Annotated in this window: 29 protein-coding genes; 16 read left to right on the top strand and 13 right to left on the bottom strand. The window is 68.7% G+C overall.

Features of this window, described 5'->3' with window-relative positions:
* Positions 1–5: 5 nt before the first annotated feature.
* On the top strand, positions 6–638 hold the full coding sequence (locus FGX59_RS09290; RefSeq protein ID WP_138466257.1) for a nucleotide exchange factor GrpE: 633 nt from the start codon (positions 6–8) through the stop codon (positions 636–638).
* Positions 639–642: 4 nt separating this feature from the next.
* A complete protein-coding gene (locus tag FGX59_RS09285) occupies positions 643–1,188 on the top strand; it encodes a YdcF family protein (RefSeq protein WP_138466256.1) in 546 nt (181 codons plus the stop codon).
* On the opposite strand, the gene FGX59_RS09280 is transcribed toward FGX59_RS09285, so the two are convergent.
* A complete protein-coding gene (locus FGX59_RS09280; protein WP_138466255.1) occupies positions 1,131–2,090 on the bottom strand; it encodes an alpha/beta fold hydrolase in 960 nt (319 codons plus the stop codon). The genes FGX59_RS09285 and FGX59_RS09280 overlap by 58 nt on opposite strands.
* A 95-nt stretch (positions 2,091–2,185) precedes the next feature.
* A complete protein-coding gene (pcaQ, locus tag FGX59_RS09275; protein ID WP_240722348.1) occupies positions 2,186–3,082 on the bottom strand; it encodes a pca operon transcription factor PcaQ in 897 nt (298 codons plus the stop codon).
* A gap of 107 nt (positions 3,083–3,189) precedes the next feature.
* Here pcaQ and pcaD point away from each other — a divergent pair, with 107 nt between their 5' ends.
* The 8 genes from pcaD to FGX59_RS09235 all read left to right on the top strand — a co-directional run bounded on the left by pcaD (position 3,190) and on the right by FGX59_RS09235 (position 9,755).
* Positions 3,190–3,999, top strand: a complete 810-nt coding sequence (gene pcaD, locus FGX59_RS09270) for a 3-oxoadipate enol-lactonase (RefSeq protein WP_138466253.1) — start codon at positions 3,190–3,192, stop codon at positions 3,997–3,999.
* Positions 3,996–4,382 (top strand): 4-carboxymuconolactone decarboxylase, encoded by a 387-nt coding sequence (gene pcaC / locus FGX59_RS09265; protein ID WP_138466252.1) that lies wholly within the window; start codon positions 3,996–3,998, stop codon positions 4,380–4,382. The genes pcaD and pcaC overlap by 4 nt, the downstream gene beginning before the upstream one ends.
* Positions 4,375–5,115, top strand: coding sequence for a protocatechuate 3,4-dioxygenase subunit beta (gene pcaH, locus FGX59_RS09260; protein WP_138466251.1), 741 nt, complete (start codon positions 4,375–4,377; stop codon positions 5,113–5,115). The genes pcaC and pcaH overlap by 8 nt, the downstream gene beginning before the upstream one ends.
* Positions 5,115–5,726, top strand: coding sequence for a protocatechuate 3,4-dioxygenase subunit alpha (gene pcaG / locus FGX59_RS09255; RefSeq protein WP_206078329.1), 612 nt, complete (start codon positions 5,115–5,117; stop codon positions 5,724–5,726). The genes pcaH and pcaG overlap by 1 nt, the downstream gene beginning before the upstream one ends.
* A complete protein-coding gene (locus tag FGX59_RS09250) occupies positions 5,701–6,573 on the top strand; it encodes a 3-keto-5-aminohexanoate cleavage protein (RefSeq protein ID WP_138466249.1) in 873 nt (290 codons plus the stop codon). Before pcaG ends, FGX59_RS09250 begins: the two co-directional genes overlap by 26 nt.
* Entirely contained in the window at positions 6,570–7,631 is a 1,062-nt protein-coding gene (locus FGX59_RS09245; protein WP_138466248.1) for a 3-carboxy-cis,cis-muconate cycloisomerase, read from the top strand. The genes FGX59_RS09250 and FGX59_RS09245 overlap by 4 nt, the downstream gene beginning before the upstream one ends.
* Positions 7,632–7,719: 88 nt before the next feature.
* Positions 7,720–8,142 carry a group III truncated hemoglobin gene (locus tag FGX59_RS09240; RefSeq protein ID WP_138466247.1) on the top strand — a complete coding sequence of 141 codons (423 nt, stop codon included), beginning with the start codon at positions 7,720–7,722 and terminating at the stop codon, positions 8,140–8,142.
* Positions 8,143–8,234: 92 nt separating this feature from the next.
* Positions 8,235–9,755 (top strand): bifunctional aminoglycoside phosphotransferase/ATP-binding protein, encoded by a 1,521-nt coding sequence (locus tag FGX59_RS09235; protein WP_138466246.1) that lies wholly within the window; start codon positions 8,235–8,237, stop codon positions 9,753–9,755.
* 66 nt (positions 9,756–9,821) lie between these two features.
* On the opposite strand, the gene FGX59_RS09230 is transcribed toward FGX59_RS09235, so the two are convergent.
* Positions 9,822–10,691, bottom strand: a complete 870-nt coding sequence (locus FGX59_RS09230) for a branched-chain amino acid aminotransferase (RefSeq protein ID WP_138466245.1) — start codon at positions 10,689–10,691, stop codon at positions 9,822–9,824.
* Between the two features lie 170 nt (positions 10,692–10,861).
* Here FGX59_RS09230 and FGX59_RS09225 point away from each other — a divergent pair, with 170 nt between their 5' ends.
* Together FGX59_RS09225 and FGX59_RS09220 are read left to right on the top strand one after the other, a co-directional pair.
* The gene (locus FGX59_RS09225; RefSeq protein ID WP_138466244.1) at positions 10,862–11,374 is read left to right on the top strand and encodes a MarR family winged helix-turn-helix transcriptional regulator; all 513 of its coding nucleotides are present in this window, start codon (positions 10,862–10,864) and stop codon (positions 11,372–11,374) included.
* Positions 11,371–12,075 (top strand): response regulator, encoded by a 705-nt coding sequence (locus FGX59_RS09220; RefSeq protein ID WP_138466243.1) that lies wholly within the window; start codon positions 11,371–11,373, stop codon positions 12,073–12,075. The genes FGX59_RS09225 and FGX59_RS09220 overlap by 4 nt, the downstream gene beginning before the upstream one ends.
* 330 nt (positions 12,076–12,405) lie before the next feature.
* Here the strand turns inward: FGX59_RS09220 and FGX59_RS09215 are convergent, their stop codons facing one another.
* The 8 genes from FGX59_RS09215 to dnaK form a co-directional block, all read right to left on the bottom strand.
* Positions 12,406–13,593: a TIGR03862 family flavoprotein gene (locus tag FGX59_RS09215; protein WP_138466242.1), complete on the bottom strand. Its 1,188-nt coding sequence runs from the start codon at positions 13,591–13,593 to the stop codon at positions 12,406–12,408.
* A gap of 63 nt (positions 13,594–13,656) precedes the next feature.
* Entirely contained in the window at positions 13,657–14,583 is a 927-nt protein-coding gene (locus FGX59_RS09210; RefSeq protein WP_138466241.1) for an energy transducer TonB, read from the bottom strand.
* A complete protein-coding gene (locus FGX59_RS09205) occupies positions 14,580–14,987 on the bottom strand; it encodes a biopolymer transporter ExbD (protein ID WP_138466240.1) in 408 nt (135 codons plus the stop codon). The genes FGX59_RS09210 and FGX59_RS09205 overlap by 4 nt, the downstream gene beginning before the upstream one ends.
* A gap of 4 nt (positions 14,988–14,991) precedes the next feature.
* Positions 14,992–15,378 (bottom strand): biopolymer transporter ExbD, encoded by a 387-nt coding sequence (locus tag FGX59_RS09200; RefSeq protein ID WP_138466239.1) that lies wholly within the window; start codon positions 15,376–15,378, stop codon positions 14,992–14,994.
* Positions 15,375–16,421 (bottom strand): MotA/TolQ/ExbB proton channel family protein, encoded by a 1,047-nt coding sequence (locus FGX59_RS09195; RefSeq protein WP_240722344.1) that lies wholly within the window; start codon positions 16,419–16,421, stop codon positions 15,375–15,377. Before FGX59_RS09195 ends, FGX59_RS09200 begins: the two co-directional genes overlap by 4 nt.
* Positions 16,422–16,621: 200 nt before the next feature.
* Complete coding sequence (gene radC / locus FGX59_RS09190; protein ID WP_138466238.1) at positions 16,622–17,383, bottom strand: DNA repair protein RadC; 762 nt, start codon at positions 17,381–17,383, stop codon at positions 16,622–16,624.
* Positions 17,384–17,467: 84 nt separating this feature from the next.
* The gene (gene dnaJ / locus FGX59_RS09185) at positions 17,468–18,625 is read right to left on the bottom strand and encodes a molecular chaperone DnaJ (protein WP_138466237.1); all 1,158 of its coding nucleotides are present in this window, start codon (positions 18,623–18,625) and stop codon (positions 17,468–17,470) included.
* Positions 18,626–18,700: 75 nt separating this feature from the next.
* Positions 18,701–20,632 (bottom strand): molecular chaperone DnaK, encoded by a 1,932-nt coding sequence (gene dnaK / locus FGX59_RS09180; RefSeq protein ID WP_138466236.1) that lies wholly within the window; start codon positions 20,630–20,632, stop codon positions 18,701–18,703.
* 181 nt (positions 20,633–20,813) lie between these two features.
* On the opposite strand from dnaK, the gene FGX59_RS09175 reads away from it, so the two are divergent.
* Positions 20,814–21,431, top strand: coding sequence for an alpha-ketoglutarate-dependent dioxygenase AlkB (locus tag FGX59_RS09175; protein ID WP_138466235.1), 618 nt, complete (start codon positions 20,814–20,816; stop codon positions 21,429–21,431).
* Between the two features lie 114 nt (positions 21,432–21,545).
* On the opposite strand, the gene FGX59_RS09170 is transcribed toward FGX59_RS09175, so the two are convergent.
* Positions 21,546–22,148, bottom strand: coding sequence for a hypothetical protein (locus FGX59_RS09170; RefSeq protein ID WP_138466234.1), 603 nt, complete (start codon positions 22,146–22,148; stop codon positions 21,546–21,548).
* Position 22,149: 1 nt separating this feature from the next.
* Positions 22,150–22,971 carry an ABC transporter permease gene (locus FGX59_RS09165; protein ID WP_138466233.1) on the bottom strand — a complete coding sequence of 274 codons (822 nt, stop codon included), beginning with the start codon at positions 22,969–22,971 and terminating at the stop codon, positions 22,150–22,152.
* A 126-nt stretch (positions 22,972–23,097) separates the two neighbouring features.
* Here FGX59_RS09165 and cysQ point away from each other — a divergent pair, with 126 nt between their 5' ends.
* The 3 genes from cysQ to FGX59_RS09150 form a co-directional block, all read left to right on the top strand.
* Entirely contained in the window at positions 23,098–23,892 is a 795-nt protein-coding gene (cysQ, locus tag FGX59_RS09160; RefSeq protein WP_138466232.1) for a 3'(2'),5'-bisphosphate nucleotidase CysQ, read from the top strand.
* A complete protein-coding gene (locus tag FGX59_RS09155; RefSeq protein ID WP_138466231.1) occupies positions 23,893–24,696 on the top strand; it encodes a 3-deoxy-manno-octulosonate cytidylyltransferase in 804 nt (267 codons plus the stop codon). It abuts the gene before it with no gap.
* Positions 24,697–24,883: 187 nt separating this feature from the next.
* Positions 24,884–25,057 (top strand): sugar phosphate nucleotidyltransferase (locus FGX59_RS09150; RefSeq protein ID WP_255471566.1); only part of this gene is annotated, 174 nt, incomplete at its 3' end.

Genomic DNA, 25,057 nt, shown 5'->3' with positions numbered 1-25,057 from the left:
AGATCATGGCGGATCCGAAGAAGGAAAAGGGTGCGTTCGAGGACATGCCCGGAGCCGGAGCCGAGGATACCATCGACATCGAGGCGCTGGCCCGCGAATATGAGCGCCAGGCAGAGGCCGCAGATGGCGACACGCTGACCGAAGACGAGGCGCCCGCCGAAGTGGAGCTGGGCCCGAACGTGGATGCCGTCATTGCCGAGCGCGACGAATATCGCGACCGCATGATGCGCGCCCTTGCCGAGGCCGAAAACGCCCGCAAGCGCGGCGAGCGCGACCGCAAGGACGCCGAGATGTACGGCGGCACCAAGCTGGCGCGGGACATGCTGCCCGTCTACGACAACATGAAGCGGGCGATCGAATCGATCACCGAAGAGCAGAAGGCCGAGCATGCCGCGCTGATCGAGGGCGTGGAGCTGACGATGCGCGAGCTGGTCAACATCTTCGGCAAGCACGGCATCTCCCGGATCGCGCCGGAGGTCGGCGAGAAGTTCGACCCGCAGGTGCACCAGGCGATGTTCGAGGCACCGGTGCCGAACACCAAGGCCGGCGACATCATCCAGGTGATGGCCGAGGGCTTCATGATCCGCGACCGCCTGCTGCGTCCGGCGCAGGTTGGCGTCTCGTCCACCCCGGCGTGATCCGGTGAGCGGGTGCCGCGCACTAGGTGCCGCGCCCGGTGACAATCAGACCGCCATCGTCATTCTCGGCGCGGCGGTCTGGCGCGGCGGCCGGCCCAGCCCGGCCCTCGCGCGCCGCATCGCCCGCGGCGCGGAGCTGGCCCGCCGCCATCCCGGCGCGACGGTGATCGGCTCGGGCGGCTGGGGCAGGGAACCGCCTGCCGAGGCAATCGTGATCCGCGACACGCTGGTTGCAGCCGGGATCGAGCCGGCCCGCATCCTCTGCGAGGACGCCTCCACTTCCACCCTGGAAAACGCGCTTTTCTCCGCCCGGCTGATGGCGGCCCATGGCCTGACCCGCGCGCTGGTCGTCACCGACAGCTACCACGCGCCGCGCGCGGTGCTGAGCTTCCGCTGGTTCGGCATCCGCGCCCGCGCGCGGCCGGTCTGGCATGTCGGCCGGACCGACCGCTGGCTGAAGGCGGCGCTGCGCGAGCTGCTGGCCCTGCCGGTCTATGCCGTGCGGCTGTGCCACCACAGGACGCGCGGCGACCGCTCCTCCGGCTCCTGAGCCGGCGCGCCGGCGCCCTCGGAGAGGCAGGCAGGCGGCGCCGGACGGATCCCCGACAGGAAGCCCGCGACATAGCCCGCGAACATCTGCGGCGCCTCGATATTCATCGAATGGCCCACGCCTGGCACCTCGACCAGTCGCGCATCCGGCAGCGCCTCGGCCATGGCGCGCATGTCGGCCTGCTGGATGATCCCGTCCTGCTGGCCCCAGACGATCAGCGTCTCGTGCACCAGCTTGTCCATCTGCGCCGCCAGCTCGCCCGATTCCGCCTCCTTGGTCAGGTTCAGCGGCGTGCCCAGCCAGATGCCGTGCCCGGCGGTGAAGGTCTGGTCGATCACCTTCTCGAACATCGACTGCAGGTGGTCGATCCCGTCGCGGAATTTCGGCATCTTGCCGGGCAGGAAGCTGTCCGCCTGGAAGAGCGAGGAGGCGGCATTGGCCATCACCGCGCGGGTGGTCTGCTTCGACTGCTCCATCGCGCGGAAGGCGGCGATCGAGCTTTCCTCGAAGCGGATGCCCATCGGCGAGACCGGGTCGAGATGCAGGATCCGGCCGATCCGCTCCGGCGCGATCAGCTGCATCCGCGCGGCGATGATCCCGCCGGTGGAATGCGTGACGAGGTGGCAGCAGCCGATGCCCAGCGTGTCCATCGCCGCCAGCATGTCCTCGGCATGTTGGGTGATCGAGTAGTTGTCGTAATTGTCGTCGGGCGTCGGCCGGTCGCTGTCGCCGCAGCCGCGCCAGTCGACGGCATAGACGCTCATGTCCGGCGGAAACCACTGGGCGGCGACCTCGATCCAGTCCTTGCTGGCCAGGTTGCCATGGATGAAGAGCACGGGGATCGGGCCGTCTCCCCATTGCCGCTGTCCCAGCGTGATCTCGCCTGCCTTGATCCGTGCCATGTCTGGTCCCTTCCGTTTCGGCGCAGCCTATCCCGCGGGAGCGGCCGCCGTGCCGATCATAGTGACGCGCGCGGCGCTTCGCCGCCAGCGCTGCTTCAGTCGCTGTCCTTGGCGAGCCGGCGCAGCAGCGCGGCAAAACGGGTGACGGACGGGCCGGGCGCCTTGTCGATCCGGGTGCAGAGCCCGACCGAGCCGATCGTCGTGCCGGTATCCATCGGCAGCTCGGCGAACTCGCCCTGAGCCAGATGCGCCTCGACCACGCCGCGCGAGATGAACCAGATCGCCTCCGCCTGCTTCACGCAGGCCCAGCCGAAGCTGGGCGAGACGGTCTCGATCGCGTCGGCGGGGGGAACGAGCCCCTGCTCCAGCAGAAGCCGTTCGACGAAGGGCCGGATGATCGAGCCGGGGCCGGGCAGCAGCACAGGGAAGCGCGCCAGGTCGTCGGCGGTCAGCAGTGTCGCTTCGGCCAGCGGATGGCCCGCCGCGACGACGACGACGACCCGCTCGCGGTAGAGCGGCTCGAAGGAGACATTGGCCATGTTCTCGGGGGCGGGCAGGCGGCCGACCACCAGATCGAGCCGGCCCTCGCGCAGGTCGTTCAGCAGCACCAGATTCGATCCCGAGGAGACCGAGAGCCGCGCGCCCGGCCCCTCGGCGCGGTAGGCGGCGACGGCCTTGGGCAGGATCGTGGCCAGCACCGTGGGCAGCGCGCCAATGCGCAGGGGCGGGCCCTGTCCGGGGTCGAGGCTCTGCAGCGCGGCCAGCCCCTCGCGCGCGGCGGCGAGGCTGGCGCCGGCATGGCGCAGGAAGATCGCGCCGAAGGGCGACAGGCGGATGCCGCGCCCGTGCTTCTCGAACAAGGGCTTGCCGCAGAGCTCCTCCAGCTCGCGCAGGGTCCGGCTGACGGCCGGCTGGGTCAGGTTCAGCGCCTCCGCCGCGCGGCTGACGCTCTTCCGCTGGGCGACCTCGACGAACAATTCGAGGTGACGCATGTTGAGACGGCCGGATAGACGCATAACTCATCCGCTATGATTTGGGGCTGAGAAATTATTACACATGCCCTAAATCATATGCCACACCTCGGTCCAGGGAGAATCCAATGCCGTTCATCACTGCCAATGACATCACGCTCCATGTTCGGGTGACGGGGCCGAAGGATGCCGCGCTGACCCTGGTCTTCGTGAATTCCCTCGGGACGGATTTCCGCACCTGGGATGACGTGCTGGCCCATCTGGCGCCGAAGGCCCCGGATGTCCGCTTCGTCTGCTACGACAAGCGCGGCCACGGGCTGAGCGATCTGGGCGACGGCATCACCATGGCCGACCATGTCGCCGATCTGGCGGCGCTGCTGGACCTGCTGGGCGCGAAGCGCACGGTGGTGCTGGGCCTGTCGGTCGGCGGGCAGATCGCGCTGGGGCTCTCGGCCGCGCGGCCCGACCTGGTGACTGGGCTGATCCTGTCGAACACCGCGCACAAGATCGGCACCCCCGAGATGTGGGCCGCCCGCATCCGCACCATCAAGGACGAGGGGATCGAGGCGCTGGCCACCCCGATCCTCGAACGCTGGTTCTCCGCCGGCTTCCGCGAGGGCTTTCCGACGCAGCTGGCCGGCTACCGCAACATGCTGATCCGGACGCCGGTCGAGGGCTATACCGGCACCTGCGCCGCGATCCGCGACACCGATTTCACCCTGGCGGCCGAGGCGGTGACCGTGCCGACGCTCTGCATCGCGGGCGAGGAGGACGGGTCGACCCCGCCCGCGCTGGTCGCCGAGATGGCCGCGCTGATCCCCGGATCGGCCTATGAAACCATTGCCAAGGCAGGGCACCTGCCGGGGATCGAGTTCCCCGACGAGGTCGCGCATCTCGTCGCCCTGCATCTCGACAGGATCAAGGAGAGCCTGGAATGACCCAGACCCGCTACGAACAGGGGATGGCGACGCGCCGCTCCGTCCTCGGCGACGCCCATGTGGACCGCGCCGAAGCGAACAAGACGGCATTCGACGAGCCGTTCCAGAATCTCATCACAGAATCCGCCTGGGGCCATGTCTGGTCGCGCCCGCAGATCTCGAAACGCGAACGTTCGATGATCACGCTGGCGCTGCTGGCCGCCCTGGGACAGTGGGACGAGGTCGCCATGCATGTGCGCGCCTCGAAGAATACCGGGGCCAGCCCGGAGGACATAAGAGAAGCGATGCTGCACGTCGCCATCTACGCCGGGGTTCCGGCGGCAAACCACGCGAACAAGATCATCAAGGAAACGCTCGCGCAGATGGAGGAGTCCAATGCATAACAATCCCCCAGAAACCGGGGCGTTCTATCCCCGCGACCTCGACTGGCATCCGCCGGCGCTGACGCCCGGCTACAAGACCAGCGTGCTGCGGTCGCCGCAGCGGGCGAAGATCAGCTTCGACCCGACCCTGGGCGAGATCTCGGGCCCGACCTTCGGCCACAACATGCTGGGCGAGCTCGACAACGACCTGGTGCTGAACTTCGCCCAGCCGGGCGCGAGCGCCATCGGCGAGCGGATCATCGTCCATGGCCGGGTCCAGGACGAGCGCGGCCGCGGCGTCGCGGGCACGCTGGTGGAATTCTGGCAGGCCAATGCGGGCGGCCGCTACCGCCACAAGAAGGACACCTACCTGGCGCCGCTCGACCCGAATTTCGGCGGCTGCGGCCGGGCGATCACCGACGCGGACGGCTACTACCAGTTCCGCACCATCAAGCCGGGCCCCTATCCCTGGCCGAATGGCGTGAATGACTGGCGCCCCTCGCATATCCACTTCTCGATCTTCGGCGCGGGCTTCGCCCAGCGGCTGATCACCCAGATGTATTTCGAGGGCGACCCGCATATCGCCATCTGCCCGATCGTGAACACGATCCGCGACCAGGCGGCCATCGGCCAGCTGGTGGCGCCCCTGGACATGAACAACTCCGTCCCGATGGACTCGCGCGCCTACAAGTTCGACATCACGCTGCGCGGCCGCCGCTCGACCATGTTCGAGAACCGCAAGGAGGGGAACTGATGCAGCCGCTTAATTTCCTGAAGGAATCCCCGTCGCAGACCGCGGGCCCCTATGTCCATATCGGCTGTGTCCCGACCTTTGCCGGGATCGAGGGCGTCTATCCCGAGGATCTGGGCAAGTCGATGATCACGGGCGAGGCCAAGGGCGAGAAGATCACGCTCAAGGGCCGCGTCTTCGACGGGTCGGGCACGCCCTTGCGCGACGCGATGCTGGAGATCTGGCAGGCCGATGCCGCCGGGCTCTTCAACTCACCGGTCGAGCGCCGCGGCACGGCCGATCCCGCCTTCACCGGCTGGGGCCGCCAGCCCACCGACGGCGAGACCGGGGTCTACACCTTCGAGACCGTCAAGCCGGGCCGCGTGCCCTTCCCCGACGGCCGCCTGCAGGCGCCTCATATCACCATGTGGATCGTCGCCCGCGGCATCAATATCGGCCTGTCGACGCGGGTCTATTTCGAGGACGAGGCAGAGGCGAATGCCGAAGACCCGATCCTCGCCCGGGTCGAGCACAAGGTAAGGATCCCTACCTTGATGGCGAAACGCGAAGGTGACACCTACACCTTCGACATCTATCTGCAGGGTGACAATGAAACCATCTTTTTCGACGTCTGAGCCTGAGTCGGTTGCAGGGAAACCCTGCATCCTGTGCTGTGCCATCACCGGGTCGCTGCCCAAGAAGGCGAACAACCCGGCGGTGCCGATCTCCATCTCGGAGCAGGTCGAGTCGAGCCATGAAGCGGTGGAGGCGGGAGCCTCCATCATTCACGCCCATGTCCGCAATGACGACGAGTCCCCGACCTCGGACCCGGAGAAATTCGCGCGGCTGAAGGAAGAGCTGGAAAAGCACATCCCCGGCGTGATCGTGCAGCTCTCCACCGGCGGCCGTTCGGGCGCCGGCACGACCCGCGGCGGCATGCTGCCGCTGAGCCCCGACATGGCGTCGCTCTCGGTCGGCTCGAACAACTTCCCGACCCGGGTCTACGAGAACCCGCCGGATCTGGTCGACTGGCTCGCCTCGGAAATGCTGAAATACGAGATCCAGCCCGAGATCGAGGCCTTCGACCTCAGCCACATCCTGCAGGCGATCAGCATGCAGGAGGCCGGCAAGCTCTACGGCAAGCTCTATGTCCAGTTCGTCATGGGCGTGAAGAACGCCATGCCGGCCGACAAGGAGATCTTCGACATCTATGTCGAGACGATGAAGCGCCGGGCGCCGGGGGCCAACTGGTGCGCGGCCGGGATCGGCGCCAAGCAGTTGATCGTCAACGAATGGGCGATCGCGGCGGGCGGCCATACCCGCGCCGGGCTCGAGGACAACGTGCGCCTCGACAAGGACAGGCTCGCCCCTTCCAACGCGGCGCTGATCAAGCGTGCGGCGGATCTGTGCGAGAAGTACGAGCGGCCCGTCGCGACGCTCGCGCAGGCGCGCGAGATCCTGGGTCTGCGTCCGGCCGCATGATCTCGGTCTTCGATCATCCCTGGCTCGGCGGCCTCTTCGCCGAGCCGGATCTGGCCGCGCTGCTGTCGCCCGAGGCCACGCTGCGCCACATGCTGGAGATGGAGGCCGCCTATGCCCGCGTGCTCGGCGAAGCCGGCAAGGTTGAGCCGGCCCTGGCGGCACGGGCCTCGGCGCAGATCCTCTCGGCCAAGCCCGGGATGTCGGCGCTGCGCGCGGGCATGGCCCAGGACGGGGTCGTGGTCGCCGCGCTGGTGCGCGAGCTGAAGCAGGCCGTCGATGCCGAGGCGCAGGCCGCGCTCCACAAGGGGCTGACCTCGCAGGACGTGATGGACACGGCGACGATCCTGTCGCTGAAGGCCGCGAACGACCTGCTGGCGGCGAAGCTGGGCCGGCTCCGGTCGGATCTGGACCTGCTGATCGGGCGCTTCGGCGACCGGCCGCTGATGGGGCGGACGCGGATGCAGGCGGCGATGCCGATCACGGTGAAGGACCGGGTCCTGACCTGGGCGCTGCCGCTCGACGCGCATCTCGACCGGCTGGCCGAACTGCGCCCGCGGCTGGAATGCCTGCAATTCGGCGGGGCTGCCGGCGACCGCGCGGCCTCCGGCGACAAGGCAGACGAGATCTCGGGCCGGCTCGCGGCCGAACTCGACCTCGCGCCGACGGCGAAATCCTGGCAGGCGATGCGCGACGGGATGGCGGAATACGCCTCCTGGCTGTCGCTGGTCTCCGGGACGCTGGGCAAGATGGGCCAGGACGCGGCGATCATGGCGCTGCAGGGCATCGACGAGCTGAAGCTCGCCGGCGGCGGCGGGTCCTCGGCGATGCCGCACAAGCAGAACCCGGTCTCGGCCGAACTGCTGGTAACGCTGGCGCGGTTCAACGCGGTGCAGGTCTCGGCCATGCACCAGGCGCTGGTCCATGAGCAGGAGCGCTCCGGCGCCGCCTGGTCGCTGGAATGGATGGTGCTGCCGCAGATGGTGATGGCCACCGGCCGCGGGCTGGAGCTGGCGCTCGGGCTCTGCGGCGCAATCGCGGATCTGGGCCGGCGCGACTGACGCCGGCCTCGACGCGGCCCCGCCTGGCAGGCTATGTGCTTGATCGCTTCCGCTGCCCCTTCGCAGCGGAAGCCGACAGGAGACCGCGATGACCCAAGCTTCCCCCCACGCCCCGCTGACCGCCGCCGAGATCGAGCGGCTGGTTGCCGCCTTCTATGCCCGCGTGCGCGCGGACGAGGTGCTGGGCCCGGTCTTCCGCCGCAAGATCGGCACCTCGGAAGAGGCCTGGCGGCATCACGAGGCGAAGATCGCCGGCTTCTGGCGCAATGCGCTGGGGATCCAGGTCGGCGCCTATTCCGGCAATCCGCAGATGGCGCATATCGGCAATTCCGACGTGCTGCCCGAGCATTTCCCGATCTGGCTGGGCCATTTCCGCGCGACCGCCGACGCGGTCCTGACGCCTGCCCAGGCCGAGGCAATCCATGCCATGGCCAGCCGGATCGGACGCGGCATGGCGATGGGCGTCGAGAATGCCCGCCGCCCGGCGGACGCGCCGCCGCGCCTCTTCTGAGCCGGCTCGCCTGCGCCTGATCGCCATCAAGCCGGCCCGGGCCGGCCTGTGCTAGGGTCCCTGCGACGACAGGGCAAAGCGCGGAGGCGGCGATGCGGGTCGAGGACCAGAGCGACACCAGGAAATTTCTATGCGACCCCCGCACCCATGGCGGTGCCGGGCCGGTCGAGCTGGTGGAGACGCATATCTCCGCCGTCTTCCTCGCCGGCCGGCGCGCCTACAAGCTGAAGCAGGCGGTGCGGCTGCCCTATGCCGATTTCTCCACCCCCGGGATCCGCCTGGCCGCCTGCGAGAAGGAGCTGGAGCTGAACCGCGCCACCGCGCCCGAGCTCTATCTCGGCGTGCGGCGGATCACCCGGGAGCCCGGCGGGCCGGCCTTCGACGGGCCGGGGCCGCTGATCGACGCGGTGGTCGAGATGGAGCGGTTCGAACAGGACAGCCTTTTCGACCGGATGGCGCAGGCGGGCCGGCTCGACGCGCCGCTGATCCGTGCGCTGGCCGCAGAGATCGCCGCCGCGCATGACGCCGCCCGGCCGCTGCCGGACGAGCCCGGAGCGGCCAATATCGAGGGCGTGCTCGACATCAACCGGGCCGGCTTCGGCGAGAGCGACGTCTTCGCCGAAGATGAGATCGAGGCGATCGACAGCGCCTTCCGGAGCCGGCTCGGGACGCTCGCGCCGCTTCTCGACAAGCGCGCCCGGGCCGGCTTCATCCGCCGCTGCCACGGCGATCTTCACCTCCGCAACATCTGCCTCTGGCAGGGGCGGCCGCGGCTTTTCGACTGCATCGATTTCAACGACCGGCTGGCGATCATCGACCTGCTCTACGACCTGGCCTTCATGGCGATGGACCTGTGGCACCGCGGGCGGAAGGATTTCGCCAACCTGCTGGTGAACCGCTATCTCGACCGCACCGGACAGGAGGAGGGCTTCGCGCTGATGCCCTTCTTCACCGCGCTGCGGGCGGCGGTCCGCGCCCATGTCACCGCCACGCAGGCGGCGTCGGGCCGGCCCGGGCTGGCCGAAGAGGCGCGCAGCTACTACCGGCTGGCGATGGCGTGCCTGGCGCCCGAGCCGGCCCGGCTGGTGGCGATCGGCGGGCTCAGCGGCAGCGGCAAGAGCACGGTCGCCAGCGCTCTGGCGCCGCATCTGGGCGCGCCGCCGGGGGCGCGGCTGGTGGAAAGCGACCTGGCGCGCAAGGCGATGTTCGGCGTGGAACCCGAGACGCGGCTGCCGCCGGAGGCCTACCGGCCGGACGTGTCCGACCGTGTCTATGCGGCCATGGCGGACCGGTCGCAGGCGCTGCTGCGCCAGGGCGCCGTGGTGGTGGCGGATGCGGTCTATGACCGGCCGGAGCGGCGCGCGGGCATCGCCGCGGCGGCGGAGGCGGCCGGGGTGCCCTTCACCGGCCTCTGGCTCGATGTCGCGCCGCAGATCCTGCGCGACCGCGTGGCGGCGCGGCGGGACAGCGTGTCGGATGCGACCGGAGACGTGCTGGAGGCGCAGCTCGCCCGCGGCACCGGAGAAATCCGATGGCGCCATGTCGACGGCACCTGCCCGGCAGGGGAGCAGGCCGGCGCGCTCGCGGCGGAGTTGCAGCCGGAAGAGGGCTGAGCCGGCCCGGAAAGCGGAACGGGCGGCCCGGAGGCCGCCCGTCTGTATCTGCGATGCCGGGCCGGCTCAGGCGCGGACCAGCGTCTCGTAGGTTTCGGCGATGTCGCGGGTCAGCGCGCCGACCTCGAAGTTGTAGCTGCCGATCTCGCCCACCGGGGTCACCTCGGCGGCGGTGCCGGTCAGCCAGCACTGCTGGAAGCCTTCCAGCTCGCCGGGCTCGATATGGCGCTCGTGCACCTTGATCTGCTTGTCCTTCAAGAGGCCGATGACGGTCTGCCGGGTGATCCCGTTCAGGATGCAGTCGGGCAGCGGCGTGTGCACTTCGCCGTCCTTGACGAAGAAGATATTCGCGCCGGTCGCCTCGGCCACATAGCCGCGGTAGTCGAAGAACATCGCGTCGGAATAGCCCTTCGCCTCTGCCGCATGCTTCGACATGGTGCAGATCATGTAGAGACCGGCCGCCTTGGCATGGGTCGGGATGGTCTCGGGCGAGGGACGCTTCCACTTGGCGATGTCGAGCTTGGCGCCCTTCATCTTGGCGTCGCCGTAATAGGCGCCCCAGCCCCAGGCCGCGACGGCCATGCGCACCGGGTTCTTGGCCGAGCTGACACCCATGTCCTCGCCGGCGCCGCGCCAGGCCACCGCGCGCACATAGGCGTCGGTCAGGCCGTTGGCCTTCAGCACCTCGATCTTGGCGGCCTCGATCTCGTCGACGGTATAGGGGATCGGCATGTCGAGCGCTTCGCCGGAGGCACGCAGCCGCTCGGAATGGGCGCGCGACTTGAAAATGACTCCGTTATAGGCCCGTTCCCCTTCGAATACGGAGGAGGCGTAGTGGAGCGCGTGGGTCAGAATGTGAACATTCGCATCCCGCCACGGCACCAGCTTGCCGTCCATCCAGATCATCCCGTCGCGGTCGTCGTAGCTGCCCGCCATTGTCGTATTCCTTCTTCGTCAGGTCTCGGGTCGTCTTCTTTGCGGAAATTGCGCAACTAGGTCCAAAGCGGACCAAAAATTGCCAAAAAGCCCGGCACGGCTAACACGATGAGTCTTGGAAAGTCAATAACGCTGACATAAAGTAGCGATGCAAAGATCAGGGAGCGGGCATGCCGAAGACGAAACTGGCGGTGAACACGACCGGGGAGAATCTGCTTTTCCTCACGGATGAGCAGCTGCGCCATGCGATTGAGGCAATGTTCTTTGCCTATAAGGGGTTTACCGCGGATCCCGACCGGCTGCTGGAGGAGTTCGGCTATGGCCGCGCGCATCACCGCGCGATCCATTTCATCCAGCGCGCGCCCGGAACGACGGTCAACAACCTGCTGAACATCCTCGGCGTTACCAAGCAGTCGCTCAATCGTGTTCTGCGAACACTCATCGAGGACGGGATGGTTGAAAGTCGCGTCGGAACCCGCGACAAGAGGGAACGACATTTGTACCTGACGGAGGAGGGGGCGGCCCTGGAACGCCAATTGTCCGAGGCTCAACGCGCCAGGATGCGGACAGCATTCCGGACTGCCGGGCCCGAGGCGGTCAGCGGGTTCCGCCGCGTGCTGGAAGAGATGATGGACCCCGAACAGCGACGCCAGTTCCGCGGAACGAAAGACACCGCTACATGACGGCACAGGCCGACGCCCACCTGCTGGTGGTCGATGACGACGAACGCATCCGAGGCCTTCTGCAGAAATTCCTGGCCCGCCAGGGGTTCTGGGTCTCGTCCGCGCGCGATGCGGCCCATGCCAGGCGGCTGCTCGACGGGCTGGAATTCGACCTGATCGTGCTCGACGTGATGCTGCCCGGCGAGGACGGCATCTCGCTGACCGCGAGCCTGCGCGAGCATCTGGCGACGCCGATCCTGCTTCTGACGGCCAAGGGCGAGACCGAGGACCGCATCCGCGGGCTCGAGGCCGGCGCGGACGACTACCTGCCGAAGCCCTTCGAGCCGAAGGAGCTTCTGCTGCGGATCAACGCCATCCTGCGCCGCGTGCCGCCGCCCGAGGTCAAGCAGGCCTCGGTCAAGGTGCTGCGGCTGGGCGAGGTGCGCTACGACATCGACCGCGGCGAGATGTGGGCCGGCGAGCAGCTGGTGCGGCTGACCGCGACCGAGGCGAAGCTGATGAAGATCTTCTCGGGCAATGTCGGCGAGCCGATGAGCCGGTCGCAGCTGGTCGACGAGCTCGGCCGCAGCGAGGGCCAGGCGATGGAGCGCGCCGTCGACGTCCAGATCACCCGCCTGCGCCGCAAGATCGAGGCCAATCCGAAGCAGCCGCGCTATCTGCAGACCGTGCGCGGCGCGGGCTACATGCTGGTCGCGGACTGATCCGGACCGGCGCGCCCTAGCGGCGCCGGTGCCGAGCTGCGGGCGTTCCCGCATTTCCAGGTCCGCGCGGAAGGCGGAAACGACCCTCCGCCTCCGGTTCTCCCGGGCCATTTTTGGCCACATGGCATCAGGCGCAACAGCTCAGGCGGGGAAAGAAGCCCTCCGGGGCCGGCCCGGGCCGGCTGCGGTCCGGCGCTGGCTGCGGCTGGCCATGGCACGAAGGCGGCAGGGGCATGGCCCTTGGGCGACGGGCTTCAACGGAGGGATGCTGAGCGCCCGGCGGGAAGGGAAACTCCGGGTGCTGGGGGCAGAGGGGCTGGTCCGGATTGCTCACCGCCCGAGCCAGGCGGTGGCCGACAGGCCGGCCCGGCGCCCGGTGGCGAGGCACGCGGTCAGCAGGTAGCCCCCGGTCGGCGCATCCCAGGACAGCATCTCGCCTGCGCAGAACACCCCCGGCCGGTCGCGCAGCATCAGCCCGTCATCGAGCGCGCCGAAGGCCAGACCGCCGGCCACCGAGATCGCCTCGTCCAGCGGGCGCGGCCCGTCATGGGGCACCGGCAGCGCCTTCAGGAGCGGCGCCAGAGCCGGCCCGGAAGGCAGCTTGCCGCCGAATTCCCGCAGGAGCGCGACCTTCGCCGGCGAGAGGCCGAGCCGGCGCAGCTGGTTGGCGAGGCTCTGCTTTGCCGGCCCGCGGGCCAGCCGCGCGGCCAGCTCGTCTGCCCCGAGATCGGGCAGCAGGTCGAGCAGAAGCGGCGCGCCGGCCCGGATCGCCGGGATCACCGCATAGATGCCGGCCCCCTCCAGCCCCTTGCGCGAGATCACGAATTCGCCCCGTTCCCGCCGCGCGCCGGCGCAGAGCGCGACATTCTTCACCGGCTGGCCGAACTGCTTTCCCATATGCGGAGACCAGGCCAGCGAGAGCCCGATATTCGACGGCTGGAACGGATCGAGCGGCAGGCCCTCGGCGGCGAGGATCGCGCTCCAGGCGCCATCGGCGCCGAGCCGCGCCCAGCTTGCCCCGCCAAGCGCCAGAACCGTCGCGCCGGCCTCGACACGGCAGGGGCCCGCGGGCGTGTCGAAGACCGCTTCCGGGCCGGCCCAGCCGGTCCAGCGCCAGCGGGTTTTCAGCCGCACGCCGCGCGCCCCGAGCCGGCCCAGCCAGGCGCGCAGCATCGGCGAGGCCTTCATCGCCTTGGGAAAGACCCGGCCGGTCGAGCCGGCGAAGACCTCCTGTCCGAGCCCCTCCATCCAGGCCTTCACCTCGGGCGGCCCGAACTCGGCCAAGAGCGGCGCGAGCCGGCCCGCGCCCGCGCCATAGGCGGCCAGGAACCGGTCGCGGTCCTCGTCCTTGGTGATGTTCAGCCCGGATTTCCCGGCCATCAGCAGCTTGCGCGCCGGGCTCGGCTTCGCCTCGGCGACCAGCACCGCGTGGCCGGCGGCCGAGAGCATCTCCGCAGCCATCAGCCCTGCCGGGCCGGCGCCGATCACCAGCGCATCTGTCCGAACCGTACCGCTCATTGCGCCTCCTCGATCCGCTGCCGTCTTAGACCGGCTGCGGCGCAGGCTCCAGAGCCGGCCCGGTCAGACCTGGAATTCCAGCACAACCTGGAAGTTCTGGCTCTGCACGGTGATCCCGCGCGGCGCGGCCGGCATGCGGGCGTTGCGCACGGCGTTGAGCGCGGCGTCGTCGAATTGCGCAACGCCGGAGCTGCGCGCGACCGTGGCCTGCAGGAGCTTCCCGTCGCTGCTCAGAACGAAGTTCACCGTCACCCGTCCGGAGGCACCGCGCACGCCGCGCGGCTGGCGCTTGGCGTGTTCGACGCGGGACTGGACCGAGGCCATCCAGCGCTTTAGCTGGCTCGCCTGGCGCTTCCTGTCGCCGCTGCTGACCTGTTCGCTGCCGCCCGCGCCCGCGGCGCGGCCACCGCCGGCGCCCGCGGCCTGCTGCGTGGCCGTTGCGTCGCGCGTGACCTGATCGCGGCCGGTCTCGGTGGCATTCGGCTGCGGCTTCGGCGCGGCCGCCTGCCGCACGGGCTTCGCCGGCTCGGGAATGTCGTCGGGGCGGCGCCTCGGGACCGCGCTGGCGGGCACGCTGACGGTTTCCGTCTCGGGCTCTTCTTCAGCCTCCTCGACGGGCTCCGGCTGATCGGGCGGCGGTGCCATCTCCGTCGGCAGCGCGGTCAGGTCGGGGGCGGAGGGCAGTTCGGGCATCGCCATGACAGGCGGCGCGACGGGGGCCGGCGCCTGGGTGACGGGCTGCGGCGCGGGAGGTACCGGAGCCGGCTCGGGCGCGGGCTGCGGCTCGATTTCCGGTTCGATCTCGGGCGGGGTTTCCCAGTCCTCGACCATGGCGGCGTACATTTCCGGCGCGCCCTGCAGCGAGACCGTGGCATCGCCACCGGCCCCGGAAGCGGCCCCGCCCTGGTCTTCGGGAAAGGCGAGGATCACCGAGAAATGGGCGATCAGCGCGACGCCCGCGCAGGCGGCGAATTCGACCGGGCGCTTCATTGCAGGGCCGTCACGATCTCGGCGCGGCGGATGCCGGCCTCGGGCAGCTTGCGCATCAGCGCGGCAAGCTTCGGCGCGGGCAGCCCGGCATCGACGCGGATCAGCAGCGGTTCGGGCGCCTCGCAGGGCGCCTCGCAGGCGGGCATCTGCTCTGCCACCGCGGCCAGGACCTCGTCGCCGCCCTGCTGGTCGCCGAAGCCGAGCCGGCCCGCGGCATCGACATAGAGCACCGCCTCGCCCTCGGCCTGAGCGTCGCTCTCGGCAGTGGGGGGCGTGACCTCGAAGGGCTCGGGCGGCGCGATCTGCGCGGTCATCAGGAAGAAGATCAGCAGCAGGAACACGACATTGATCATCGGGATGATGCTCTCTGCCGGCTGCCGTTTCGGGGGAATGGCTAGGCGCATGGGGCTATTCCACGAGAACCAGGTTGGAAAAGCCGGCCGCGCCGAGCGTTTCCATCACCTCGACGAGCCGCTGGACATCGGCCTCTTCGCCGGCCCGCAGCACCACCGGATCGGCTGGCGTCTCGGTCAGGCCGGACAGGGCCGCGACCAGCTCGGGGGCCGCCATCGCGACGCCGTTCAGTGCCAGGCTGTCCGGTTCGATCTGCACCAGCCGGGGCGGGCCGGACCAGCGCTCGGCACCGCCGCTGCCGCCGAGGCCCAGCGGGATCTGCATATCCATGCCGAAGCGCGAGGCAAGCATGAAGAACACCAGCAGCAGGAACACGACGTCGATCATCGGCGTCAGGCTGGGGCGGCGGGACCGCCGCCTTGTGGCAAGCGACAGGCTCATTCCGCCGCGGCCCGGAATTGCGGCGCGGCGCTGTCGCGACCGAGGAAGACGCGGGTGCCGATATCCTCGAAATCATGCGCCAGGCGGTCGCAGACGCTTTCGAGCCAGCTCAGCGCCATGGTGGCGGGGATCGCCACCGCCATGCCTGCCGCGGTGGTCAGGAGCGCCTCCCAGATGCCGCCGGCCAGCATGGCCGGATCGGCGCGCGAGCCGGCTTCCTGCAGGGCCTGGAAGGCGGAGATCATGCCGATGACGGTGCCGAGAAGGCCGAGCAGCGGGGCGATCGTGGCGATCAGCTCCAGCAGCTTCAGCCCCGAGCGCGCCTCGGTCAGCAGGCCGCGGGCGACGCGCTCCATCTCGGCTTCGGCGTCTTCCTGGGAATAGTGGTGCAGCGCGATCGAGTCATAGGCGGCGCAGAGCAGCTTGGAGCGGGCAGAGCTGCGCCCGGCCACCAGCGCGCGGGCGCGGGCCTCGTCGCCCTGGGTCCAGGCGGCGAGGCTCTGCTCGCTACGGCGCTTGGCCGACCAGGCGCCGAGCGCCGAGAGCCGCACCACGCGCCAGAGGATGACGGCCAGGGTCAGGACGGAGAGGAGGGCGATGGCCCAGACGACTGCGCCGCCCTGGTTGAGGAAATCGAGGATCCGTCCCAGCGGATCGCCGAGCCCGTCCGGGAGCTGCGCCAGCGCCTGGTCGACCGGACCGTCGGGCAGAGCCGGCTCGGGCGCGGGCTGGACGGCCGACATGTCCGGCACGGTGCCGGCCCCATCCGCCAGACCGGAACCGGCCGGGGCGCCTTCGGCGGGGACTGCGCCGGGGGCGCTGTCTGCCGCCGGGGTGTCCGCCGCTGGGGCACTGTCCGGTGTGGGCGCGCCGCCTGCCGCAGGGGCGCTCTCTGCCGGCTCGGCGGGCGCTTCGGCCGGTGCCGGGGCGCCCTGTGCGGCGCCGTCGGCTGCGGTCCCCGGCGCGGCGACCGGGGCGTCCGAAAGCTGTGCCATCTGCAGGCCGTCGAGGCCGTCCGTCGGGTGGGTCGGGGACTGGTCCATGGAATGCTCCGGGCTGGCCACGGCAAGCCGGTCCCTGCAAGGCAGGGACGCTCCGCGCGGCTGTGTCTGACGAGGGAGCGCGGCGAACTGGCGGAGGGTGGCTGGCGGCAGAGCTCGCCGAAGACTCTACCTAATTCCGAGCAAACAAGTCAAGTAACCTGGCCGCGGTGCAGCATGGCGGGCCGGCCCGGCCCGCGCCGCTAGAGATAGCCGGAGCTGCGGAAGCTGAGCTCGGTCGACTTGCCGATGATCAGATGGTCGTGCAGCAGAATTCCGAGCGCCTCGGCCGCCTGCTGGATCTTCATCGTCATCGAAATGTCGGCCTCGGACGGGATGGGATCGCCCGAGGGGTGGTTATGCACCAGAATCAGCGCGGAGGCGTTCAGCTCCAGCCCGCGCTTGACCACTTCGCGCGGATAGACCGGCACATGGTCGACCGTGCCGCGCGCCTGTTCCTCGTCGGCGATCAGCACGTTTTTCCGGTCGAGATAGAGCACGCGGAACTGCTCCGTCTCCAGATGCGACATGGTGGTGTGGCAGTAGTCGAGCAGCGCGTCCCAGGAGCTGACGACATGGCGCTTCATCACCTTGGAGCGCGCCAGCCGGTGGCTGGCCGCCTCGACGATCTTCAGCTCGACCACCACCGCCTCGCCGACGCCGCGCACCTGCATCAGCCGGTCCCGCGGGGCGGTCAGCACCCGGGCGAAATCGCCGAACGTGTCGAGCAGGCGCCGCGCGACCGGTTTCACGTCGCAGCGCGGGATGGCGCGGAACAAGATCAGCTCCAGCATCTCGTAATCCGGCATGGCCTGCGCCCCGCCTTCCATGAAGCGCTGCCGCAGCCGCTGGCGGTGGTCCTTGATATAGGAGGGGAGCGTCTTGCCGCGCGATCCGGTCACGAAGAGTTCCTGCCCCTCGAAGAGCGGCAGCATCGGTTCGCGGAATTCGGGCGGCTGGGTCATGCCTCCCGGTCTGCGGCGGACTCGCTGAATTTTAAGTTAATCCAGCGTAATAAACGGGAGGGGGGCCGGATCTCCGGCCCCCGCTCAGCCCTTCATGCTGTCCCAGAAGCTCTTCACCGAGTCGAAGAAGCTGTTGGCCTGCGGGTTGTTGTCCTCGCTGAGCCGCTCGAACTCCTTCAGCAGATCCTTCTGCTTCGAGGTCAGGTTGACCGGGGTCTCGACCACCATCTCGATGAACATGTCGCCGGGATGGCCGCCGCGCAGCGCGGGCATGCCCTTCGAGCGCAGGCGCATCTGGCGGCCCGACTGGCTGCCGGCCGGGACCTTCACCCGCGAGCGGCCGCCGTCGATGGTCGGCACCTCGATGTCGCCGCCAAGCGCTGCCGTGGTCATCGGCACCGGCACGCGGCAGAACAGGTTCGAGCCCTCGCGCTGGAACAGCGAGTGGTCGGTCACCTCGATGAAGATGTAGAGATCGCCGGTCGGACCGCCGCGCAGCCCGGCCTCGCCCTCGCCGGCAAGCCGGATGCGGGTCCCGGTCTCCACCCCTGCGGGGATGTTGACCGACAGCGCCTTCTCCTTCTCCACCCGGCCCTGGCCATGGCAGTTCGAGCAGGGGTTCTTGATGATCTGGCCGACGCCGCCGCAGGTCGGGCAGGAGCGCTCGACCGTGAAGAAGCCCTGCTGGGCGCGGACCTTGCCCATGCCGTTGCAGGTCGGGCAGGTGACCGGCTCGGCGCCGCCTTCGGCCCCGGTGCCGCTGCAGACGCCGCAAGGCACCGCGGTCGGCACGTTGATGGTCTTCTGCAGGCCCTTGTAGGCGTCTTCCAGCGAGACGCGCAGGTTGTAGCGCAGATCGGCGCCGCGCACCGCGCGCTGGCGGCGTCCGCCGCCGCCTCCGCCGCGCTGGCCCATGAAATCGCCGAACAGGTCGTCGAACACGTCGGAGAAGGCCGACGCGAAATCGGGGTTGCCGGGTCCGCCGCCGCCGGGACGTCCGCCGCCGCCCATGCCGCCTTCGAAGGCTGCGTGGCCGAAGCGGTCATAGGCCGCCTTCTTGTCGGCGTCCTTCAGGACCTCGTAGGCCTCGTTCGCTTCCTTGAACTTGGCCTCGGACTCCGGGTTGTCGGCATTGCGGTCGGGGTGATGTTCCTTGGCCTTCTTGCGGTAGGCCTTCTTGATTTCGTCTGCCGAGGCACCCCGAGACACCCCAAGCACTTCGTAATAGTCTCGTTTCGCCATGGGCTTCTATCCCTCTCGAAAACGCGCGGAACCGGCCCGGCGCACCGGACCGGTTCCTGGAAAGAAGGAGTCGAGTTAGGACCGCTTGTCCTCGCCCAGATCCTCGAAATCGGCATCGACGATGTCGTCATCGGCACCGTCACGCTGCTGCGCGGAGGCATCCGGATCGAAATCCGCGTCGCCGCCCTTGCCCTCGGCCTGCTGCGATTTGTAGATCGCTTCGCCGAGCTTCATCGAGGCTTCGGTCACGTTCTGGATGCCCGAGCGGATCTTCGAGGCGTCGCCGGATTCCATCACGTCTTCCAGTGCGGAGATCGCCAGCTCGATGGCCTCGACGGTGGTCGGGTCGACCTTGTCGGAATGCTCTTCGAGCGACCGCTTGGTGGAGTGGATCAGGCTTTCGGCCTGGTTGGTGGCCTCCACCAGTTCCTTGCGCTCCTTGTCGGCCTCGGCATTCGCCTCGGCGTCGCGCACCATCTGGTCGATCTCGTCATCCGACAGGCCGCCGGAGGCCTGGATGGTGATCTTCTGCTCCTTGCCGGTGCCCTTGTCCTTCGCCGTCACGTGCACGATGCCGTTGGCGTCGATGTCGAAGGTCACCTCGATCTGCGGCATGCCGCGCGGCGCCGGCGGGATGTTCTCCAGGTTGAACTGGCCCAGCAGCTTGTTGTCGGCCGCCATCTCGCGCTCGCCCTGGAAGACCCGGATCGTCACCGCGTTCTGGTTGTCCTCGGCGGTGGAGAAGATCTGCGACTTCTTGGTCGGGATCGTGGTGTTGCGGTCGATCAGCCGGGTGAACACGCCGCCCAGGGTCTCGATGCCCAGGCTCAGCGGGGTCACGTCGAGCAGGACCACGTCCTTCACGTCGCCCTGCAGAACGCCGGCCTGGATGGCGGCGCCCATGGCGACGACTTCATCCGGGTTGACGCCCTTGTGCGGCTCCTTGCCGAAGAACTTGGTCACTTCCTCGATGACCTTCGGCATGCGGGTCATGCCGCCGACGAGAACGACCTCGTCGATGTCGGAGGTGGAGAGGCCGGCATCCTTCAGAGCGGCCTGGCAGGGCTTCATCGAAGCCTTGATCAGGTCGCCGACCAGCGATTCCAGCTTGGCGCGGGTCAGCTTCATGACCATGTGCAGCGGCTGGCCGCCATTCGGCGACATCGAGATGAACGGCTGGTTGATCTCGGTCTGCTGGCTGGAGGACAGCTCGATCTTGGCCTTCTCGGCAGCTTCCTTCAGGCGCTGCAGCGCCATCTTGTCCTTGGTCAGGTCGACGCCGTGCTCTTTCTTGAACTCGTCGGCCAGGTACTGGACGATGCGCATGTCGAAGTCCTCGCCGCCGAGGAACGTGTCCCCGTTGGTCGATTTCACCTCGAAGAGGCCGTCGTCGATCTCAAGAATGGTGACGTCGAAGGTGCCGCCGCCGAGGTCATAGACCGCGATGGTGCGCGACTCTTTCTTGTCGAGCCCGTAGGCCAGCGCGGCCGCGGTCGGCTCGTTGATGATCCGCAGGACTTCGAGACCCGCGATCTTGCCGGCATCCTTGGTCGCCTGGCGCTGCGCATCGTTGAAATATGCAGGAACGGTGATGACCGCCTGGGTCACCTGCTCGCCGAGATAGGACTCGGCGGTCTCCTTCATCTTCTGCAGGATGAAGGCGGAAATCTGGGAGGGCGAGTACTTGTCGCCGCGGGCCTGGACCCAGGCATCGCCATTGCCGCCATCCACGATGGAATAGGGCACGATGTTCTTGTCCTTGGTCACTTCCGCGTCGTCCACGCGGCGGCCGATCAGGCGCTTGACCGCGAAGATCGTGGCCTCGGGGTTCGTGACCGCCTGGCGCTTGGCCGGCTGGCCGACGAGACGTTCGCTGTCGGTGAATGCGACGATCGAGGGGGTCGTCCGCGCCCCTTCGGCATTCTCGATGACGCGGGCCTGGGAGCCGTCCATGATGGCCACGCAGGAGTTGGTGGTCCCCAGGTCGATGCCGATGACTTTAGCCATGCTGTCTTACCTCTTCTCTGGCGATGTGCGGGGCTGGCCCGTTCAGGCGCCGATCCCCGATCCCTGATAGTTCTGCCCCCTATCACGCAAGCGTGCATCCGGGGCCGATTGACCGGTATATAGGGAGGTGTCCTTGAGGCTGCAAGCGATCTGCCCGGGGGGAAATTGCAAGATTCCGGTCATGGAAGGGGGCATCTCGATGGATCTCGGAGGGGTGGAGATCATTCCCGGCGCGCTGGCGCGCCCGGCGCAGGAGGCTCTGGTCGCGGCGCTGCGCGAGGTGGCGGCGGCGGCGCCGCTGTTCCATCCGGTGACGGCGCGGGGGATGCAGATGTCGGTGCGGATGACCTCCTGCGGAAGCCATGGCTGGGTCAGCGACCGGAAGGGCTACCGCTACGAGCCCTGCCATCCGGCGACCGGCCGTCCCTGGCCCGCGATCCCGGCCGAGGCGATGGACCTCTGGCGCCGCTTCGCGGGGGAGGGCGCGCGCGACCCGGAGAGCTGCCTGGTGAATTTCTACGGCGAGGGCGCGCGGATGGGGCTGCACCAGGACCGCGACGAGGCGGATTTCTCGCAGCCGGTGGTCAGCCTGTCGCTGGGCGACGAGGGGCTGTTCCGTGTCGGCGGCACGGAGCGGGGCGGGCCGACCCGGTCGGTCTGGCTGAAATCGGGGGATGTGGCGGTGCTGGCCGGCCCCGCCCGGCTGGTCCATCACGGGGTGGACCGGATCCGCTTCGGCTCCTCGGACCTGCTGCCGCAGGGCGGGCGGCTGAACCTGACGCTGCGCGTGGTGAGCTGACGTGATCCAGCGGACGCGGGACGCGCAGGCGCGCCCCGCGGCGTCATGCGCCTCCGGCCCGGCCCGCGGGGCCGGACCGGGGCCGGCCGCCCGGACCCGGCGGCGGCGCAGCGGTCAGTTGCCGGTCAGGCTGCAGCAGCCGAGGAGCAGATGCACCGCCCCGGCCGTTTCCGCCAGCGACAGCGTCGCCGAGAGGCCGAAGGGCCGGTCGCTCATCCCGTCCGAGCAGACCTCGTTGCGCACCACCAGATGGCCGCGCAGCTCGTCGCCGACGAAGGTCCAGAGCCGGGCGCGTCCGGAGGCGGCGAGGGTCTCGTCCGAGCCGGTGAGCTGCAGCGGGGTCTCGGGATGTTCGGGCCGCTCGAATTCGCCGAAGAAGGCGGAGGGCAGGTTGAGGCCCCAGAAGGGCTCCGTCCCGTAGCAGCGCATCGGCAGCCCTTCGGCGGCGGCGCCCCCGAGCCGTTCCAGCCCGGCGAGGGGCAGCCAGGCGGCGCCCTCGCCGCGGCCGGTCAGCGCCCAGGCGCCGTCATCGGAGAAGGCGAGGATCTCGAGGATGCGGCCCTCTTCCAGCGCGGCGGTCTCTTCGGCCCCTGCGTCGGGCGCGGCGCGCAGTTCCGCCGGGGCGAGGGTGCGGTAGCGGGCGGGCAGGCCTCCCTCCGCAGCGGCGGCGAGCCCGGGCGCGAGGGCCGGGGCGAGCGCCAGCAATGTCTTCATCATGTCAGGTTCCGGCAGACCAGCTGAGGGAGGCTTTCCTGCGGGCAACATACTCGGCCATCAGCCCGATGACCATCATCGCCAGGCTGACCGCGACCGGATAGAGCACCGAGCTGTAATGCGGGTTGTAGTTGGCGAAGGCGAAGCCGCGCGCCTGGTCGATCGTGTGGAAGAGCGGGTTCCAGTCGAACCAGACCAGGATGTAGCCGGGCATGGTATTGGCGAGGAACATCTTGCCCGAGGCGATCACGTTGGCGCGGCTGTAGACCTGGTGGACCAGCCCGACCGCGAAGGGCGCCCAGGGCCGGAGCCCGGCGAAGACCAGCCCCGCGCAGGTGCCCGAGAACCACGAGAGCAGCAGCATAGACACCGCGCCGAGCGGATCGGCGATCTCCACCCGGTGCCAGCCGAGCTGGTAGATGCCGAGCACGAGGGCGAGCGACAGGAGCTGGATGTAGAGCGCGGCCAGCGCGCTGCCGAGGATCGCGACCATGGTCGTCATCGGCGCGTGCAGCATCATCGGCGAGGTCGGCCCGTCGGCGGACATCACCGCGCCCATCGCCGCGTTGAAGGTCATGTAGAGGAAGATGCCGGACATCAGGAACAGCACGAAATCGCCGCGGATCTGCGCGCCGCGGATGCCGATCACGGTGAACATCACGTAGAAGACCGCGACCAGCATCAGCGTCTGCGTCACCGACAGGAAGAGCGCCAGCACGGCATTGCCATGGCTCTTGCGGATCTTGCGCACGGTCACGGCATGAACCACGACGAAGACGCCGGCGAGCGCCTCGAGCGGACTGTCTGTGGCCTGTTTCCGGAACATGGAGCCTCCCGCGATCCGTCCGTGGCGCGACCTGTCGTCCCGCGCCAGTTGAGCGCCTTGCTGCCGGCAGGGCGCCGGCGCTAGGGTCCACAGCGACCGGAATGCGCGTAGTGGAGAGTGCTCGGAATGGATTACGAAAAGCTTGAGGAAGTGATGCGCCGTCTCGCGCTCGAGGCAGGCGACATCATCATGGGTGTCTATGGCGAGGATGACTTCGCCGTCGAGTCGAAGGACGACGAGAGCCCGGTGACCAAGGCCGACAAGGCGGCGGATGAGCATATCTCGGCCGGTCTGCGCGCGGCCTTCCCGGATGTCCTGCTTGTGACCGAGGAACAGGCGGCCACGCATTCGGAGAGCTCGGAGAACTTCCTGATCGTCGATCCGCTCGACGGCACCAAGGAATTCATCAAGCGCCGCGGCGACTTCACCGTGAACATCGCCTATGTCGAGGCCGGCGTGCCGGTGCGGGGCGTGGTCTACGCGCCCGCCAAGGAGCGGCTGTTCTACACCAAGGCCGACGGCCAGTCGGTCGAGGAGACCGGCGGCAGCCTGGAGAACAAGGGCGAGACCGTGCCGATGGCCGTCTCGGCGCCCGATGCCGCGGCGCTGCGCGTCGTCGCCTCGAAATCGCACCGCGACCAGGCGACCGACGACTATATCGGCAAGTACGCCGTCGCCGACATGAAGAGCGCGGGCTCCTCGCTGAAATTCTGCCTGGTGGCGACCGGCGAGGCGGATATCTATCCGCGCCTGGGGCGGACCATGGAATGGGACACCGCGGCCGGGCATGCCGTGCTGACCGGCGCCGGCGGCAAGGTCGTGCGCTTTGACGATCACACGCCGCTGAGCTATGGCAAGGACGACTATGCAAACCCGTTCTTCATCGCTTACGCGCCGGGGATCGAACTTCAGCAGGCCTGAATGAGCTCCATCATCATCATCCCGGCGCGCTACGCGTCGACCCGCTATCCCGGAAAGCCCCTGGTCGAGCTGAAAGGCCCGGACGGGGAGGCGAAAAGCCTGATCCGCCGCTCCTGGGAGGCCGCCATGGCCGTCCAGGGCGTCGACCGCGTCGTCGTCGCGACAGATGACGACCGGATCCGGAGCCACGCCGAAGCCTTCGGCGCCGAGGTGGTGATGACCTCCGAAAGCTGCCGCAACGGCACCGAGCGCTGCGCAGAGGCGCTCGGCACGCTGGGCGGGGGCTACGACATCGTCGTCAACCTGCAGGGCGATGCGCCGCTGACCCCGGCCTGGTTCGTCGAGGACCTGATCGCCGGGCTTTCGGCGACGCCTGCGGCCGAGGTGGCGACGCCGGTGCTGCGCTGCGACGGCGCGGCGCTGCAGGGCTTCCGCGACGACCGCAAGGCGGGGCGGGTCGGCGGCACCACCGCGGTTTTCCGCGCTGACCGGATGGCGCTCTACTTCTCCAAGGAAGTGATCCCCTATTCCGACGGCGTGCCGACCGACGGGCCCGAGACCCCGGTCTTCCACCATGTCGGCGTCTATGCCTACCGTCCGGCAGCGCTGGCCGCCTACGGGGCGCTGCCGCTGGGCACGCTGGAGACGCTGGAAGGGCTGGAACAGCTCCGTTTCCTGGAAAATGGGCATCCGGTGCTCTGCGTCGAGGTCGAATCGCGCGGCCGCCAGTTCTGGGAGTTGAATAACCCTTCCGATGTAGAGCGAATCGAGGCTATGCTAGCATCCGAGGCGTCGGCGTCCTGATCCGTTCCTCCGCAATTTCAGCGGAGGGATGCCGGGACGGCGTTGTCGATTTGAAAACGTTGCAAATTGATTATGGGCTCCGGATACTCTCTTGGAGGATCCGCGGTCCGCAAAAAAGAGTGGAACAACAATTTATGGTTCGCGTTGATCTTCTGAGTGCAGTTGCGTGAAAAACAAGGGCAAGGTCATGAAGCACAAGGTTACGAAAGCAATTTTCCCGGTCGCCGGCATGGGGACGCGTTTCCTGCCCGCCACGAAATCCATCCCTAAAGAGATCATGACGCTGGTCGACCAGCCGCTGATCCAGTACGCGATCGACGAGGCGCGCGATGCCGGGATCGAGGAGTTCATCTTCGTCACC

The organism is Poseidonocella sp. HB161398, from assembly GCF_005870025.1.
In the GTDB taxonomy this organism is placed as follows: domain Bacteria; phylum Pseudomonadota; class Alphaproteobacteria; order Rhodobacterales; family Rhodobacteraceae; genus Mangrovicoccus.
The sequence above is the reverse complement of the archived record's forward strand: the minus strand, read 5'-3'. Positions and strand labels throughout refer to the sequence as shown.

Excerpts from the sequence above, each read along its gene's own strand:
- FGX59_RS09210 (WP_138466241.1), bottom strand. The coding sequence starts at position 14,583 with ATGAAGCGCCCGGTCGAATTCGCCGCCTGCGCGGGCGTCGCGCTGATC.
- FGX59_RS09200 (WP_138466239.1), bottom strand. The coding sequence starts at position 15,378 with ATGAGCCTGTCGCTTGCCACAAGGCGGCGGTCCCGCCGCCCCAGCCTG.
- FGX59_RS09165 (WP_138466233.1), bottom strand. The coding sequence starts at position 22,971 with ATGTTCCGGAAACAGGCCACAGACAGTCCGCTCGAGGCGCTCGCCGGC.
- FGX59_RS09155 (WP_138466231.1), top strand. The coding sequence starts at position 23,893 with ATGAGCTCCATCATCATCATCCCGGCGCGCTACGCGTCGACCCGCTAT.
- FGX59_RS09240 (WP_138466247.1), top strand. The coding sequence starts at position 7,720 with ATGACCCAAGCTTCCCCCCACGCCCCGCTGACCGCCGCCGAGATCGAG.
- FGX59_RS09245 (WP_138466248.1), top strand. The coding sequence starts at position 6,570 with ATGATCTCGGTCTTCGATCATCCCTGGCTCGGCGGCCTCTTCGCCGAG.
- FGX59_RS09250 (WP_138466249.1), top strand. The coding sequence starts at position 5,701 with ATGAAACCATCTTTTTCGACGTCTGAGCCTGAGTCGGTTGCAGGGAAA.
- FGX59_RS09195 (WP_240722344.1), bottom strand. The coding sequence starts at position 16,421 with ATGGACCAGTCCCCGACCCACCCGACGGACGGCCTCGACGGCCTGCAG.
- pcaG (WP_206078329.1), top strand. The coding sequence starts at position 5,115 with ATGCAGCCGCTTAATTTCCTGAAGGAATCCCCGTCGCAGACCGCGGGC.
- FGX59_RS09290 (WP_138466257.1), top strand. The coding sequence starts at position 6 with ATGGCGGATCCGAAGAAGGAAAAGGGTGCGTTCGAGGACATGCCCGGA.
- FGX59_RS09215 (WP_138466242.1), bottom strand. The coding sequence starts at position 13,593 with ATGAGCGGTACGGTTCGGACAGATGCGCTGGTGATCGGCGCCGGCCCG.
- pcaC (WP_138466252.1), top strand. The coding sequence starts at position 3,996 with ATGACCCAGACCCGCTACGAACAGGGGATGGCGACGCGCCGCTCCGTC.
- cysQ (WP_138466232.1), top strand. The coding sequence starts at position 23,098 with ATGGATTACGAAAAGCTTGAGGAAGTGATGCGCCGTCTCGCGCTCGAG.
- pcaH (WP_138466251.1), top strand. The coding sequence starts at position 4,375 with ATGCATAACAATCCCCCAGAAACCGGGGCGTTCTATCCCCGCGACCTC.
- FGX59_RS09225 (WP_138466244.1), top strand. The coding sequence starts at position 10,862 with ATGCCGAAGACGAAACTGGCGGTGAACACGACCGGGGAGAATCTGCTT.
- FGX59_RS09170 (WP_138466234.1), bottom strand. The coding sequence starts at position 22,148 with ATGATGAAGACATTGCTGGCGCTCGCCCCGGCCCTCGCGCCCGGGCTC.
- FGX59_RS09220 (WP_138466243.1), top strand. The coding sequence starts at position 11,371 with ATGACGGCACAGGCCGACGCCCACCTGCTGGTGGTCGATGACGACGAA.
- radC (WP_138466238.1), bottom strand. The coding sequence starts at position 17,383 with ATGACCCAGCCGCCCGAATTCCGCGAACCGATGCTGCCGCTCTTCGAG.
- FGX59_RS09230 (WP_138466245.1), bottom strand. The coding sequence starts at position 10,691 with ATGGCGGGCAGCTACGACGACCGCGACGGGATGATCTGGATGGACGGC.
- pcaQ (WP_240722348.1), bottom strand. The coding sequence starts at position 3,082 with ATGCGTCACCTCGAATTGTTCGTCGAGGTCGCCCAGCGGAAGAGCGTC.
- pcaD (WP_138466253.1), top strand. The coding sequence starts at position 3,190 with ATGCCGTTCATCACTGCCAATGACATCACGCTCCATGTTCGGGTGACG.
- dnaK (WP_138466236.1), bottom strand. The coding sequence starts at position 20,632 with ATGGCTAAAGTCATCGGCATCGACCTGGGGACCACCAACTCCTGCGTG.
- FGX59_RS09280 (WP_138466255.1), bottom strand. The coding sequence starts at position 2,090 with ATGGCACGGATCAAGGCAGGCGAGATCACGCTGGGACAGCGGCAATGG.
- FGX59_RS09175 (WP_138466235.1), top strand. The coding sequence starts at position 20,814 with ATGGAAGGGGGCATCTCGATGGATCTCGGAGGGGTGGAGATCATTCCC.
- dnaJ (WP_138466237.1), bottom strand. The coding sequence starts at position 18,625 with ATGGCGAAACGAGACTATTACGAAGTGCTTGGGGTGTCTCGGGGTGCC.
- FGX59_RS09235 (WP_138466246.1), top strand. The coding sequence starts at position 8,235 with ATGCGGGTCGAGGACCAGAGCGACACCAGGAAATTTCTATGCGACCCC.
- FGX59_RS09205 (WP_138466240.1), bottom strand. The coding sequence starts at position 14,987 with ATGCGCCTAGCCATTCCCCCGAAACGGCAGCCGGCAGAGAGCATCATC.